The organism is Clostridium caldaquaticum (assembly GCF_023806125.1).
GTDB lineage: Bacteria > Bacillota > Clostridia > Clostridiales > Clostridiaceae > Clostridium_AT > Clostridium_AT caldaquaticum.
In genome coordinates, this window is sequence record NZ_JAMSKT010000009.1 from 1 (window position 1) to 12311 (window position 12311).

At 34.3% G+C, this 12311-nt stretch carries 18 protein-coding genes and 1 riboswitch; all 18 genes read right to left on the reverse strand.

Translation table 11 applies throughout. From position 1 onward, the window contains the following. Positions 1–139: 139 nt before the first annotated feature. The 18 genes from M2651_RS07140 to M2651_RS07225 all read right to left on the reverse strand — a co-directional run bounded on the left by M2651_RS07140 (position 140) and on the right by M2651_RS07225 (position 12245). Entirely contained in the window at positions 140–829 is a 690-nt protein-coding gene (locus tag M2651_RS07140) for a radical SAM protein (protein ID WP_252131661.1), read from the reverse strand. An 18-nt stretch (positions 830–847) separates the two neighbouring features. Continuing rightward, positions 848–1555 (reverse strand): B3/B4 domain-containing protein, encoded by a 708-nt coding sequence (locus M2651_RS07145; RefSeq protein ID WP_252131662.1) that lies wholly within the window; start codon positions 1553–1555, stop codon positions 848–850. Positions 1556–1664: 109 nt separating this feature from the next. Beyond that, the gene (gene sugE, locus M2651_RS07150) at positions 1665–1985 is read right to left on the reverse strand and encodes a quaternary ammonium compound efflux SMR transporter SugE (RefSeq protein WP_252131663.1); all 321 of its coding nucleotides are present in this window, start codon (positions 1983–1985) and stop codon (positions 1665–1667) included. 105 nt (positions 1986–2090) lie between these two features. Next, positions 2091–2186, reverse strand: a riboswitch (guanidine-I (ykkC/yxkD leader). 170 nt (positions 2187–2356) lie between these two features. Beyond that, positions 2357–2929: a major tail protein gene (locus M2651_RS07155; RefSeq protein ID WP_252131664.1), complete on the reverse strand. Its 573-nt coding sequence runs from the start codon at positions 2927–2929 to the stop codon at positions 2357–2359. After that, the gene (locus M2651_RS07160; RefSeq protein WP_252131665.1) at positions 2922–3266 is read right to left on the reverse strand and encodes a hypothetical protein; all 345 of its coding nucleotides are present in this window, start codon (positions 3264–3266) and stop codon (positions 2922–2924) included. The genes M2651_RS07155 and M2651_RS07160 overlap by 8 nt, the downstream gene beginning before the upstream one ends. Continuing rightward, positions 3263–3655: an HK97-gp10 family putative phage morphogenesis protein gene (locus tag M2651_RS07165; RefSeq protein WP_252131666.1), complete on the reverse strand. Its 393-nt coding sequence runs from the start codon at positions 3653–3655 to the stop codon at positions 3263–3265. Before M2651_RS07165 ends, M2651_RS07160 begins: the two co-directional genes overlap by 4 nt. Continuing rightward, positions 3648–3974: a phage head closure protein gene (locus M2651_RS07170; RefSeq protein ID WP_252131667.1), complete on the reverse strand. Its 327-nt coding sequence runs from the start codon at positions 3972–3974 to the stop codon at positions 3648–3650. Before M2651_RS07170 ends, M2651_RS07165 begins: the two co-directional genes overlap by 8 nt. A gap of 4 nt (positions 3975–3978) precedes the next feature. Continuing rightward, complete coding sequence (locus M2651_RS07175) at positions 3979–4254, reverse strand: head-tail connector protein (RefSeq protein WP_252131668.1); 276 nt, start codon at positions 4252–4254, stop codon at positions 3979–3981. A 17-nt stretch (positions 4255–4271) separates the two neighbouring features. Further along, positions 4272–4691 carry a hypothetical protein gene (locus M2651_RS07180; RefSeq protein ID WP_252131669.1) on the reverse strand — a complete coding sequence of 140 codons (420 nt, stop codon included), beginning with the start codon at positions 4689–4691 and terminating at the stop codon, positions 4272–4274. Between the two features lie 15 nt (positions 4692–4706). Continuing rightward, on the reverse strand, positions 4707–5984 hold the full coding sequence (locus tag M2651_RS07185) for a phage major capsid protein (RefSeq protein ID WP_252131670.1): 1278 nt from the start codon (positions 5982–5984) through the stop codon (positions 4707–4709). 12 nt (positions 5985–5996) lie between these two features. Beyond that, positions 5997–6638, reverse strand: a complete 642-nt coding sequence (locus M2651_RS07190; protein ID WP_252131671.1) for an HK97 family phage prohead protease — start codon at positions 6636–6638, stop codon at positions 5997–5999. After that, positions 6571–7860, reverse strand: coding sequence for a phage portal protein (locus M2651_RS07195; protein WP_252131672.1), 1290 nt, complete (start codon positions 7858–7860; stop codon positions 6571–6573). The genes M2651_RS07190 and M2651_RS07195 overlap by 68 nt, the downstream gene beginning before the upstream one ends. 52 nt (positions 7861–7912) lie before the next feature. Next, positions 7913–8401 carry a hypothetical protein gene (locus M2651_RS07200; protein WP_252131673.1) on the reverse strand — a complete coding sequence of 163 codons (489 nt, stop codon included), beginning with the start codon at positions 8399–8401 and terminating at the stop codon, positions 7913–7915. Positions 8402–8414: 13 nt separating this feature from the next. Further along, a complete protein-coding gene (locus M2651_RS07205; protein ID WP_252131674.1) occupies positions 8415–8828 on the reverse strand; it encodes a hypothetical protein in 414 nt (137 codons plus the stop codon). A 173-nt stretch (positions 8829–9001) separates the two neighbouring features. Continuing rightward, positions 9002–10543 carry a terminase large subunit gene (locus tag M2651_RS07210; RefSeq protein ID WP_252131675.1) on the reverse strand — a complete coding sequence of 514 codons (1542 nt, stop codon included), beginning with the start codon at positions 10541–10543 and terminating at the stop codon, positions 9002–9004. 4 nt (positions 10544–10547) lie between these two features. Continuing rightward, positions 10548–11018 carry a phage terminase small subunit P27 family gene (locus tag M2651_RS07215; RefSeq protein ID WP_252131676.1) on the reverse strand — a complete coding sequence of 157 codons (471 nt, stop codon included), beginning with the start codon at positions 11016–11018 and terminating at the stop codon, positions 10548–10550. A 92-nt stretch (positions 11019–11110) separates the two neighbouring features. Beyond that, entirely contained in the window at positions 11111–11830 is a 720-nt protein-coding gene (locus M2651_RS07220) for a cytochrome P450 (RefSeq protein WP_252131677.1), read from the reverse strand. Between the two features lie 103 nt (positions 11831–11933). Then, positions 11934–12245 carry a DUF6329 domain-containing protein gene (locus M2651_RS07225; RefSeq protein ID WP_252131678.1) on the reverse strand — a complete coding sequence of 104 codons (312 nt, stop codon included), beginning with the start codon at positions 12243–12245 and terminating at the stop codon, positions 11934–11936. Between the last annotated feature and the right edge of the window lie 66 nt (positions 12246–12311).

Sequence of the window (12311 nt, forward strand, 5' to 3'; positions counted from 1 at the left end):
GTATAATACTTTTGCCCTTTTGCCATTGTAGACACTTCCTTCCCTTTTTATATTTTAAGACGTTCTACTTTTTGTGTCTACACTAATATACTAACACCAAAATAATAGAGTGTCGACTTTGTCGACACTCTGAGCATTACTAAATATTTAGTAATGCATTTGAAATTTCCTCAAATCTTTCATCAGTTATACCAAGTTTTTTCTTAAATTTTTCATCTTCTATTCTTGCAATAATTATTTTATCAGGAGATATTTTCTTAATAATATTTTTCATTTTCTGAATTGATTCTTCATCATCGTTATAGCCCTTAATTAGAGTAATTTCAAATATAAATTTACCTTTGTATTGTTTATTAAAGGAAACCATGTTTGAAATATATTCTTCTAACGTATACCCTTCAATCGGTCTTTGGGTTTTTTGAAAATCTTCTTCTCTTATTACTTTTATCTCTCCAATAACTTCATCACACTTATTGGCAATTTTCATATATTCATCTCTGCCTAGTAAATATCCATTAGAAAGCAGTCTTACAGGTAAACCTTTGTCTTTAATTAAATCAATAATATCACCAATTTTATCATTGACCAAGGCTTCTCCTTTTGAGTTAATAAAAATTAATTCTGCTTTAGTATTTTCTATTATGCTTTCCAGTTCTTTTAATGAACAATCCATATCATCAAATGACTTTTGGGTATCCACCTTATTTTGTGACCTTCCGAGAGGACAAAATATACAGTCAAAGTTACAATGCTTTTCAGGAAGTATGTTTACCTCCAGTACCCTTCTTCCATCTTCAATATAAATATCTTTATAACTGAAACCACCCATCACCTTATCCTCCTTAAATTACTTTATTGATATTTCTTTATTGTTAATATCAAGAATTGAAATCTTACATGTTCCACCTAAATTATCCTCTACTGTTTTTGCTAAATCTTTCAAAGCATTCTCAAACTCTTCTATTCTTTTTTCATCAATTAATTCAATGCACAAAAAAGCATTCTTTGTATTTTCAGTGAGCATCGTTCTTACTGATTCACGCCAATTCCAGCATCTGCAAATTGCTCCCTCATTATCTTTATACACTATCTCACCTTCATATGGTGGTTCATTTTTATCCGTTCCTAATGTAACAAAATTTTCATTTCCAACTGCCTTAGTCAACCTTATATTACCAGAAAATGTATCAATATCCTCACCACCGCAGGGTAATGCATATCTTAATGAAATACAGTTATAAATATCAACTAGTGGATTAATAGTCCCTAAATGGTTTCCATTATGCACTCTCTTTAGTAACGCCTCAATAGATGACCTTGCACCCTTCTTTGTTTTAAACTTTTGAAATGCTTCTCTCCATACTTTTATTACTTCGTTACTGCTAAATTCTTCATTCTGTAGATATTTTAAGGCTTCCTTTTCTGCCTCTAAAAGCATTTCTTTGTATTTCTCTTCATTCTTTATAGAGTTATCTATATCATTGCAGATAATGATTCCTATCTTTGCATAAGGAAATAAGCTCCAAAAATCATCTTCAATAACAAACTTTTTCATTTTAATTCCTCCTTCATATTAAAATGAGATAGCTACATATTTTACGCTTATCACTTTTTTTCGGTAAAATAATACTTATTTTTTATTGTTTCTAAACTATATAAGATTATTAGTCTAATGATATTAATTTTAGACCAACGATTCCAATAACTATAAATACAATACAAATCAGACGCATCAAATTAATCGGTTCTTTAAATAAAACAATGCCTAAGACTGCAGTGCCAACAGTTCCAATACCTGTCCAAATTGCATATGCATTGCCTAGTGGTAAGCTTTTTAAAGACAATGATAAAAAATAAAAACTTGCAACCATTCCTATAACAGTTAATATGCTAGGTAGTATTTTTGTAAATCCATGTGAATACTTCATCCCCATTGCCCAGCCTACTTCAAAAAAACCTGCTACAACTAAATAAATCCACTCCATAAACTCTACCTCTCTAAATTAGTAGTTAAGATTAATATAATAATATCTTATGGTTTATTTAAAAGAAGATAAAAACAAAAAAGCCATAAGAAATATTATTAAAATATCTCCCAGGCTTTTATCCTTCCGTGTACACAGTTACCTGTGCGTCTTCTCTTGGACCAGCCAGTTATAAACTGCGGAACCCTAGAAAACTAAACTATAAAACTTTTTTTGTAATTTATAAGTTATAACTTATAAATCTATATTAGCATAGTGGTAGATTTAAGTCAACTTAACATTTTTCCTTCAAAATTTTACAACTGCGTATTAGCTATGTGATTTATTATATTAAACATTTCCTTGTAATTAAATCAATTTTATATAATAATTTATGTGATTTGTATAGGCTCCTCAGGAACAGCAGTGAGCCATGAACTAATTATTGTTGCATCCACTCCTTCGGCATCCTCATCACAAATAAATCTGTAGTTTCCATCAAAATCTCTTGAATAGAATTTACCCTTTAGCTTTGCACTCTGTGCCTTTGGCTTTTCTGCCTCTGTATCATATTCATCTGTAGCAAGCTCAAACTTACCTTTCAAAAGCCATACATACCTATACTTTCCGTTGTTCTTCTTAGATTTAAAACCTAAAGCCAAAGTTGGTGGCATATCATCCTTATTTTCAATAAGAACACCTTTCACAACCTTTGCACCTTGAAGTTTTGCTCTGCTTGTAAGGGAAAGCTGGTTAACTTCTATTTCAACATCTACACCTTCAAAAGCAGTAATAATATCTTCCACCGCATCATCAGAATAAATATTATCTGAATTTGATTTTGGAGAAAGCTTTGCACTTATTGCTCTTTCTAGCTTTATTGGTGGATCATATGCAGCTCCCGTAGCATCATCTGTTTTTAGGATAGCTATATGAATATCTCTAAGTCCTATCTGTCTAGCCATTTGAATCACTCTCCATTTCTTCTAAATAATAAAATTTAAGACCTTTATGATAGATTTTTGTATCTTCTTCATAAAGGTCTATTTCGTTTAATCTTTTAAACCCTGCCTTCAGCAAAAGTTCTTTTATAGTTTTGACTATCTCTGTGTAATCAGCCTTTGACCACACATCCACTTGGATATAATGTGCTGTTAAAGCTTCCTCATCATCTTCATACTCTTCACCTGAAGTTAAATACTCATGAAAAGTAATATAAGTTTCTGATTTTCCACTGTACTTTTGAAAAGCTACTGGAATTTTAAGTGGCTTTAAGGTATCTATAATCAATTTATTTATCATTCCTCAAGTCCCCTTTGCAGTTCTTCCTTTATAATGTTATTTATCTCTCTTTTATTCTCACGAACAGATTTCTCTGCCCAATGTTGAGCTGGCTGTGTACTTGTCCCCCATTCGCTGAATTTTGAATAAAAGAACTCTGAATTATCTCCTTTATTTGGACCAATCTCTACAAAGTCCATTCCATTTTCTTTTTCTATATCTGAAACCTTTATATTATCAGCCATATGTTTTTTACTTAAACTTGACCTTGGAGCATTTTTCTCCATACTGCTTTTCACCAAGTTTCCAGCCTTATCAAGAGCTTTTTTCTTTATTATTTCACCTTTAGCACCAAGTTTATTAACTCTATCTATAACTTCCTGCATTCCTTCAAGCTCTATTTTAGCCACTGATATCAACCTCCATAGCCTTGATTTCTATAAACTTATTTGCATATTTAATGTTATCTATAGCGGTTATATTGTACTGCTTTCCATCAAAGCTTATCCTCATACTTTCAGTAATGTCTTTAAAAAATCTAACAGTAAACTTCACAGTTTTTTCAGCTTGAACAGCGGCTGCTGCAAAGTACTCTCTGCCATTTAAATTAGAAACAGCTGCCCACACTATCTTATGATCTACCCAAGTTTCAACATCAAATCCATTTTCGTTAGTAGTTGCAACTAAGATTTGAAAAGTAATTCTATATTTAAGATTTCCTATTTTCACAATATCACCAGCTTTCTTTCCTATATGCAAATAAAAGCCTTGTCATAACCTCAATAACAGCCTTAATATCAGCTTTTTCACGTTCTTCATACATATTTGCTACAGCATATAAAATTAATTGTTTTACAGCTTCAGGTACTACAGTTAGCTCTGTTAATGGATACCTTAGCACTCCTTCACACAATTCTTCAGCTGCTAAAATGAATTTAGTGATGAGTGTATTTTCCTCATCACCATCAACCCTTAAATATAATTTAACCTCTTCAAGTGAAAGAACCATACACTCACCTCCAACTGCTATACTGAAAATCTTGGCTTATCACTTATGGCGTATATTGCTCCTGGTACAGTAGAAGAAGTAATTGCTGTAGTTTTTAAAATTACTCTGTCAAACTCCTTTGAAGCAAGCATATTTGCTGTAACTTTTATAAGATAGTATTTTACTGCTCCTGATGCCCCTCCAATAGATACTTGCTTGCCTGTTGGTTCTACTTCAACAAATCCATTATTACCTTTCTCAGCAAATAAAAAAGGAACTGCTGATGCTTCACCAGTAGCTCCTGATCTTCCTTCAACTGTTATTGTTGTATTTGCTGCTGTTCCTTCTCCACTTTCAACTAAGAAGGTAATTTCTTGATAGTTATTAAGTTCTATTTCAGATGTTGTAATTGCTGAAGCAAAAATTGCTCCTGGTATTTTTAAATCAGTTATTCTCATATATAATTACCTCCACTAATTTCTCTTAGCCAAAGCCACGAATGGGCTTGTTGAATTACTTCCCTTATATGATGTAAGTGGCTTACTCCATATTGGTTGTCCATCTACTCTGTAGATAAATCTGAATACACTCTCATCATATAAGAAACGCACATGTATAGAGGAAGCTGCATTAATTCCTCCCTTATCAATTAAAAGGTACTGACTTAGATCAGCTAATAGAATATCTCCAACTTCTCCAACTGCTGAGCATTGTTCAAGCGGCATCACAGGTCTACCAAATAAAGTGGTATATGGTACTTCAGAAAGTCCTCCTGCTGGAATGTATACTGGCTTATCTCCAACTCTAAAAGTGTAAAGAAGAGGTTCAATTTCTTGATTAACATACCATACAGCATTTCCCCTGCTTCTAGCCCATAGTCTTGCCCACATATTTAATAAATTTTGAACTGTAATCATTTCAGTTTGCCCACTATCTTTTCCTACTTTTACAAGAGCTTCAGAATTTAATATTCCTAATGGTTGTCCACTTCCTATACCATTTAATATAGCATCATCAATTTTAAATCCAAATTCTTCTGCAAAGGCCTGTCTTAAAACACTTTCAAGTGCTGCTGCATTCTGAAGAAGTTCATCTGTTGCATAACAAAGACCTGTAAGTTTCTTAAGGGATAAATCCATTGTTCTAAACTTAGGCTTAGAAGCTGTATGTTGGTCTGCTTCATTCTCCCAGTAAGTCTGAACTCCCCCCCATCTTGAACCATTAGCTCTGCTGCTTTCATCAATAGCATTAATCTTTAGTCCATTGGCATTGGTTGAAATAGGAATTTTTCTAACCTTTGAAGCTAGAATACCTGTTTCATAAGTTCTCTTTAGAAGCTCAGTAACAAAGTCCTGTTGAACTAAAAAACCTCCGTCAGAAGGAACACTTTCATTCATTCCAGTTGCAGCCCTAGTTGTAAGTCTTGGGTCAATTCTTCCATCTGGTGAAGCTGACCTATATACTGCCATCATTTGTTCTCCAAAGCTAGCAAATCTTTTCTCATCATTTTGAGGTGTTGGCTTTACTGGTGGAATATCAGTATCTGGTGTAGGTTCATCATCTACTCCTATAGCCTCAGCCCTTTTTATTGTTTCATCCCACTTACGCATTTCTTCCTCAAGTTGCTTTACATTTTTATCTTCTTCTTCAGTTAAAAATCTGCCTTCCTTTTGGGCCTGATCAATTATTGCTAGTGCCTTAAGTCTTAAATCATTCTTTCTTGCAAGCATTTCTTTTATTTTTTTACTCATATATTTGTCCTCCTACATTAAATTAAATTTTTGCTTTAGCATTTCAAGCTTTCTTAAATTCTTAGATATTTCTGCTTCATTGCTGCTTTTAAGCTGATTCTTTCTTGCTTTGTAAACCTCATCAGCACTTCTCACTCCAACACTTGTTTGTGGGTAGGCTGGAAAGGTCACAGGAGATACATCAAAAAGCTTCACTTTTTGAAGTTCTCTTACATCCATGCCGTCTTCATGCCCCCATCTATCCTCTATAACTAAAAAACCGAAGCTCATCTGACTGATGTCACCTCGGTCTATACTCACAGTTAAATCCCTTGCCCACTGTGTATCTGGTGGAGTAATTCTTACAAGTAATCCTTTTTGTGTTTCCTTAAGTTCTAATGTTCCTGCTTTGTTTCTTCCAAGTACATAGTTTGGATCATGATTAAAAAGTGCTCTTATATCATCGGTCTGAATGGTTTCGCTAAAAGCTCCTGGTAGTACCTTTTCTTTAAAAGGAAACATACCTCCAAGCTCCTCAGACCACTGATTAAAAACAGCTGCATGACCTTCAATTATAGGAATAGCTTTATTTTCACCTTCTTCTGTGTTAGCTTCCAGAACTCTTAGTTCCGTTAGTTCCACTGTTCTGCGTTCCATCTGACTTTTGGTTGCCATTATCTTCACCTCCATTGTTTTTTAAAGCTGCTGTTGCAGTCATCATATTTCCATTAACAAGATATAAATCCCCTCCCATTTCTTCAGGAATAGGGTTTAAATCTTCAAATTCCCTTATATCATTGGCACTGTACCAACCGTTCTGCCTTCCAACAGCATATCCATCCATTCTCGTTTTAAAATCTCCTCTTAGAAGGCCATCAACCGTAAATTTTGTAAAATATAAAGCCCTCTCCTCTTCAGGAATAAGAGCTTTCTGTATTGCTTGTTCCCACCTAACAAGCCATGGTCTAATTGTATGAACTACAAAATCTATGGATTGATGCTCTATATTTGAGAAGGTGGCTCTTTCTAGGTCTCCAATTAAATGCGGTGGCACTCTGAATATTCTACAAATTTCGTTTAACTGAAACTTACGTGTTTCTAAAAACTGTGCATCATTTGGAGGAATACCTATCTCTTTATAAGTCATTCCTTCCTCAAGCACAGCAATCTTGTGAGAATTTTGTACTCCTTTATATACCTCTTCCCAAGACTTTCTAAGCCTTTCTGGGTCCTTAACTATTCCTGGATGCTGAAGTATTCCACCTGGCCTTGCTCCGTTTGAGAAAAATCTAGAACCAAATTCTTCAGTAGCCTGTGCAAGCCCTATAGTTTCTCTAGCCATGCTAATTGGTGATAAGCCTTTTATACCATCGAAACTTAGCCCACAAATATGCAGTATTTGTTCACTGCTATACACAATTTCCTGTGTTCCACCTGTATATCTATAAATTAATTTATTGGTTCCTGGTTCTCTTTCTACCCTCACATAGGCAGGATGCAGTGGCCATAGCTCTGCAATCTGATTTCCTCTTTTTATAATCTGTGCATAGGCATTTCCCCATAACAGCAAATGAGTCATCATTGTCTCTCTAAAAGAAAAGCTAGTCATATCACTGTTTGGCATATCATGAAGTACAGTATATAAAGGATGGTATGTTGCCTTTTCCTTTCCTCTTGGAAGCCTTTTATATAAAGGCAGCGGCAAGCTTGCTACTGTTTCTGCAATAACCCTGACACAAGCATAAACAGCAGAGATTCTCATTGCAGTTTCTTCGTTAACCACAACTCCAGCTCTGCTGCTTACATTTAAATCCTCACCAAGTAAAAAAGCCTTCACACTATCTGAGATAGGTGCGGCTCTTGCTTCTATTTTATTTTTAAAAAAGGGTATTTTCATTGGTTCACCTCCTGAAAATGAAATAAGCGTGGTTTATTGCCACGCTTTTAAACTATATCCAATTAAAATGACTTCTCACAAGTGAGGCAGTATAATTTGCTGAATGTATATGAGTATCAGGTAATGTTAATGTAGGTGTTATACTCCCAAGTTGAACAGGATTATTTGAATCTTGGAAATCAACAATCCTAGTAAAATTCCATCCAATACTTCTAAAATGGTTAATATAGTCTTCTGCTCTGTGTAACTGCCTTTTAGATTTTGGATGGATAAGACCATTAATTCTCAAACATATTAAAATATCATCATAATGTTTTTTTACCTTTTGGGTTACATAGGTTACAAATTCAGATTCGGTACAATCAGTTTCCTGAAGAGATGTAATTCTTACAAAAGTATCCTTTATAGTTCCGTTTGCATGTTGTATTTTATACACGTTTTTTCTATCTACTCCTGATAGACATCTCATTACAGAAGACTTTCTCATATTAGCTTCTCCGAGTATCACATATAAGTTTACTGCTGCTGGATTATTCACCATAATAAGTTCCCCCTTAAACTAATATTTTTTTTATTAACTTTAACATTCTTATAGCTTTATCTGGGGTAATTTTCTCAAAATCTATTGTTTCTACTATACTTTTGATGTACTCAAGCACCTCTAAATCTTCATTGGAAACATTATCTTCATTTCGAGTTTCTTTTAAGCAGTACATATTTCCTTTTCTGCCTTTGTTAACTGATTGAATATTATATTTTCTTTTTACAACTTGTATGGCTTGAAATAATCCACCGTAGTTCTCCAGTTTACCATCCTTAAATGTATACCCACAAATCTTACCTATTTCTTCAAGTTTAGCTGTATATTCTCCATTGTGCTCCTTAATTTTCGCTACTAAGGTTTTACCAATTCTTTTAACATCATCTTCACTATAAACACCCTCGGTCCAACTTTTTTCGTAAGCCATGAACCAACCCTCCCTAGTTTAGCTTATATTCTATAATATGCTGAAAGAATGGATTTAGAACCTATTTAAATTAATATTTTTCTGATTTTAAAATCTCAATTCTATTAAAATAGATTTTCCCAGTAAAAAATTCTGTTTCAATAAACTATATTAAAATGAATTCTAATAAATCACTATAAAACTAAAATTCCTCTATTATCATAAACACTATCCTTTGTTTCATGCCTAATAGACCTATCTAAAGCCATAATCAAAGCAACAGCTCCATCTATCTTTTCAGTGGACTTCTCTTTATCTGGCTTAATATTCCCTGCTGGGTCTGTTCTTACGTGAATATTATCCATCATCCATTTAAGTACTGGATGTCCTCCATGAGCTATTCTCTTTTCAAGTGCTAATTTCATTAGTTCCTTTGTTGGTGGACTCATATCTTTATAACCTTGTCCAAAAGGAACAACCGTAAAGCCTAACCCCTCTAAGTTTTGGACCATTTGAACAGCTCCCCATCTGTCAAAAGCTATTTCTTTAATATTAAACATTGTTCCTAGCTCTTCAATAAAGCTTTCTATAAAGCCATAGTGTATTACATTTCCTTCTGTAGTTTTTACAAAGCCTTGTTTCTCCCAAACATCATAAGGAACATGGTCTCTTTTTACTCTAAGCTTTAAATTTTCTTCTGGAATCCAGAAATAGGGAAGCACATAATATTTATCATCAGCTGTTGGTGGAAATACCAATACAAACGCTGTTATATCATTTGAACTTGAAAGGTCAAGACCACCATAGCACTCTCTTCCTTTCAGTTTATCTATATCAACAGCAAAAGAACATTTATCCCATACCTCCATTGGCATCCACCTAACGGATTGTTTTACCCATTGGTTTAACCTAAGCTGTCTGAATATATTTTCTTCAGCTGGATTTTCCTTTGCACTTAGCATTGCTGCTCTAACTTTTTCTATATCAATGGTATGACCTAATGATGGATTTGCCTTATACCAGTTGGCTTCCTCCTGCCAATCCTCCTCATCTTTGATACCATAAATAACAGGATAAAAGGTGGTATCAATCTTCTTACCTCGTAAAACATCCTCTGCCTTTTGATGTACTTCATAGCAAATAGAATTTCTATCATTTCCTGCAGTTGTTATTAAGAAAAAAAGTGGCTGCTTTCTCGCATCACCACTACCTTTAGTCATAACATCATAAAGCTCTCTACCTGGTTGTGCATGAAGCTCATCAAAAATAACTCCATGGACATTTAAACCATGCTTTGTATATGCTTCTGCCGAAAGAACTTGATAAAAGCTACCAAGAGGCATATATACTAATCGCTTCTGTGATATTACAGGTTTTATTCTTTTCTTTAAAGCTGGACACTGATCCACCATATCAACAGCTACATCAAATACTATAGAAGCCTGCTGTCTATCTGCGGCACAGCCATAAACTTCAGCTCCCCACTCATTATCTCCACAAGTTAAATAAAGAGCTACTGCTGCTGCAATCTCCGACTTCCCATTTTTCTTTGGTATTTCAATATAGGCTGTATTATACTGCCTATAACCATCTTCTTTAACAGTGCCGAAAATATCTCTTATTATTTTATCCTGCCAAGGTAAAAGATCAAAAGGAACTCCATGCCACACACCTTTTGTATGCTTAAGATTATTAATAAACTTTACTGCCCTTTCAGCTTTCTTTACATCAAACATGAAACTAACCCATCCTTAAAAGTTCTTCCATAGGATCAGAAGTATCTCCCTTAGAAGTTCCAGCATTAATTCTAGAACGAGCTGATGGTGTTAATCCAAATTCTGAGCAGAAGTCTTTCATAATCTTTAGGTATGTCTGGGCTATTGAAACCTGTGGAACCTGCTGAATGTATCCTGATGGAGTTTTAAAAATAGTTCCATGCTTTGATAGAAATTCTTCTGCTTCTTTCCACCTTGAATATGCTTGGCAATAACCAGCAAAAGCTGCAGTATCCACTTGAGTTAACACACCTATTTGCTCTAATACCTTAGACATCCTTCTCCATTCCTTCTTGGCTTCAGGTTCAAGCCATGACGGACACTTTGGAGCTTTCTTTTCTGGCTTGGGTTCGTTTAAATTTAAAGGTCTCTTACCTGGATTACCTTCAAGAACTTTTAATGCTGTTGGTTTTGGCTTTCTTCCTCTTGTCGCCATGGTCTCACCTCCTCAAAATAAAAAGACTACCCTTTCAGCCCAATGTCATTAAGTTAAGATGACATTGCCCTTTCAGCAGTCCTTCCTTATTCTTATTCGTTTACTTGTTTTCTAAAGGCACTGTTACCGCCCAGATTGCTTAGTAATTGATTCCTTGCTTCTTTATATCTATCCCCTATAAAACCAAGCCTTAGAAGCCATGTTCTCATGGTGTATTTTTCATTATCAGTATTCTTCTCTTTGTAAGAAGTATGCTTTAATTTTATTGCTCCTTCATTTAATGCTTCAGCAAATTGCCTTTTAACCTCTTCATCTTCAAGTTCATCTAAAAAATCAAACCTTATAGTTTTTTTGTTAAAGTCAAAACCTAATCCACTAGCCTTTTCAAGTCCAATTCTTAAGGCTTCAGCTTCAAAGTCCTCAAGGGTTGTAAGTCTTATACTATTTATTTCCTCTACAAATTCCTGTGTAACTATATCTTCCTGTGTTCCAAGGGCCTTTTTTATAAGGCTTTGCTTGCTACTTATCATATTTACTAGATTGCGAAGTGACGAACCTGTATGTCCATCCATGTTTAAGATTGCCTGCCTACTTAAGTTTTCCTCTTCTTTTATTTCTACCACTAATCCTTTTAAAATACTTTCAAGCTCCAGTTCAATCCCTGAAGAATTTCTAATTTTACCTTCTCTATCTACTAAATATGATTCCCCTTGATTGGTTTCAATTTGGTAAGCAAAACTTGGTGCTCCTAAATATTTAGGCTTAACATCAAAGTGCTCTCCAAGCGCTTTTAGGATTTCTTTTTTATCCATTATAAAAACCTCCTGTACTTTTGTTACATACATTAATCACTCTAAAGTACAGATTTATCAAGTATTTTCTAAGCTAAAAAAGCCCTTGTTTTAGGGCCTTCTTCTACTTTTCTATCGCTGTATATCTTGGGTATGTGTATCCTTCCGAGTCTACTAAAATACTTTTCTTTGTTTTTGAATTTTTAACTCTTATGCATCTCAGCTCTCCTTTTTCGTTGCAACCACCATCTTCTTTGTTTATCCAAGGCTGGTCTTTGCAGAAGTCTTTTGCAAATTCTTTAAATTCCTCATCGCTTAGTTCAATTTCTTTTGTAACTTCGTAGGCTGTTCCTTTTGCTCCATCCTTCTTAGCTTCTTTTGTAAGCTCCTTAAGTTCCTTTAAATTTAAAACCTTTCTTCCAAATAATGCTTTCATTTTCTTACCTCCAAGTGTGTTTTTTGTTATACTATATATCACTCTAAAACACATATATATCAAGCA

What these genes read in the sequence shown, in the direction of transcription:
- sugE (WP_252131663.1), bottom strand. Translation starts at nt 1,985, where the DNA reads ATGGAGTGGATTTATTTAGTTGTAGCAGGTTTTTTTGAAGTAGGCTGG.
- M2651_RS07145 (WP_252131662.1), bottom strand. Translation starts at nt 1,555, where the DNA reads ATGAAAAAGTTTGTTATTGAAGATGATTTTTGGAGCTTATTTCCTTAT.
- M2651_RS07185 (WP_252131670.1), bottom strand. Translation starts at nt 5,984, where the DNA reads ATGAGTAAAAAAATAAAAGAAATGCTTGCAAGAAAGAATGATTTAAGA.
- M2651_RS07205 (WP_252131674.1), bottom strand. Translation starts at nt 8,828, where the DNA reads ATGGCTTACGAAAAAAGTTGGACCGAGGGTGTTTATAGTGAAGATGAT.
- M2651_RS07220 (WP_252131677.1), bottom strand. Translation starts at nt 11,830, where the DNA reads ATGGATAAAAAAGAAATCCTAAAAGCGCTTGGAGAGCACTTTGATGTT.
- M2651_RS07225 (WP_252131678.1), bottom strand. Translation starts at nt 12,245, where the DNA reads ATGAAAGCATTATTTGGAAGAAAGGTTTTAAATTTAAAGGAACTTAAG.
- M2651_RS07175 (WP_252131668.1), bottom strand. Translation starts at nt 4,254, where the DNA reads ATGGTTCTTTCACTTGAAGAGGTTAAATTATATTTAAGGGTTGATGGT.
- M2651_RS07190 (WP_252131671.1), bottom strand. Translation starts at nt 6,638, where the DNA reads ATGGCAACCAAAAGTCAGATGGAACGCAGAACAGTGGAACTAACGGAA.
- M2651_RS07160 (WP_252131665.1), bottom strand. Translation starts at nt 3,266, where the DNA reads ATGATAAATAAATTGATTATAGATACCTTAAAGCCACTTAAAATTCCA.
- M2651_RS07140 (WP_252131661.1), bottom strand. Translation starts at nt 829, where the DNA reads ATGGGTGGTTTCAGTTATAAAGATATTTATATTGAAGATGGAAGAAGG.
- M2651_RS07195 (WP_252131672.1), bottom strand. Translation starts at nt 7,860, where the DNA reads ATGAAAATACCCTTTTTTAAAAATAAAATAGAAGCAAGAGCCGCACCT.
- M2651_RS07210 (WP_252131675.1), bottom strand. Translation starts at nt 10,543, where the DNA reads ATGTTTGATGTAAAGAAAGCTGAAAGGGCAGTAAAGTTTATTAATAAT.
- M2651_RS07180 (WP_252131669.1), bottom strand. Translation starts at nt 4,691, where the DNA reads ATGAGAATAACTGATTTAAAAATACCAGGAGCAATTTTTGCTTCAGCA.
- M2651_RS07215 (WP_252131676.1), bottom strand. Translation starts at nt 11,018, where the DNA reads ATGGCGACAAGAGGAAGAAAGCCAAAACCAACAGCATTAAAAGTTCTT.
- M2651_RS07200 (WP_252131673.1), bottom strand. Translation starts at nt 8,401, where the DNA reads ATGGTGAATAATCCAGCAGCAGTAAACTTATATGTGATACTCGGAGAA.
- M2651_RS07155 (WP_252131664.1), bottom strand. Translation starts at nt 2,929, where the DNA reads ATGGCTAGACAGATAGGACTTAGAGATATTCATATAGCTATCCTAAAA.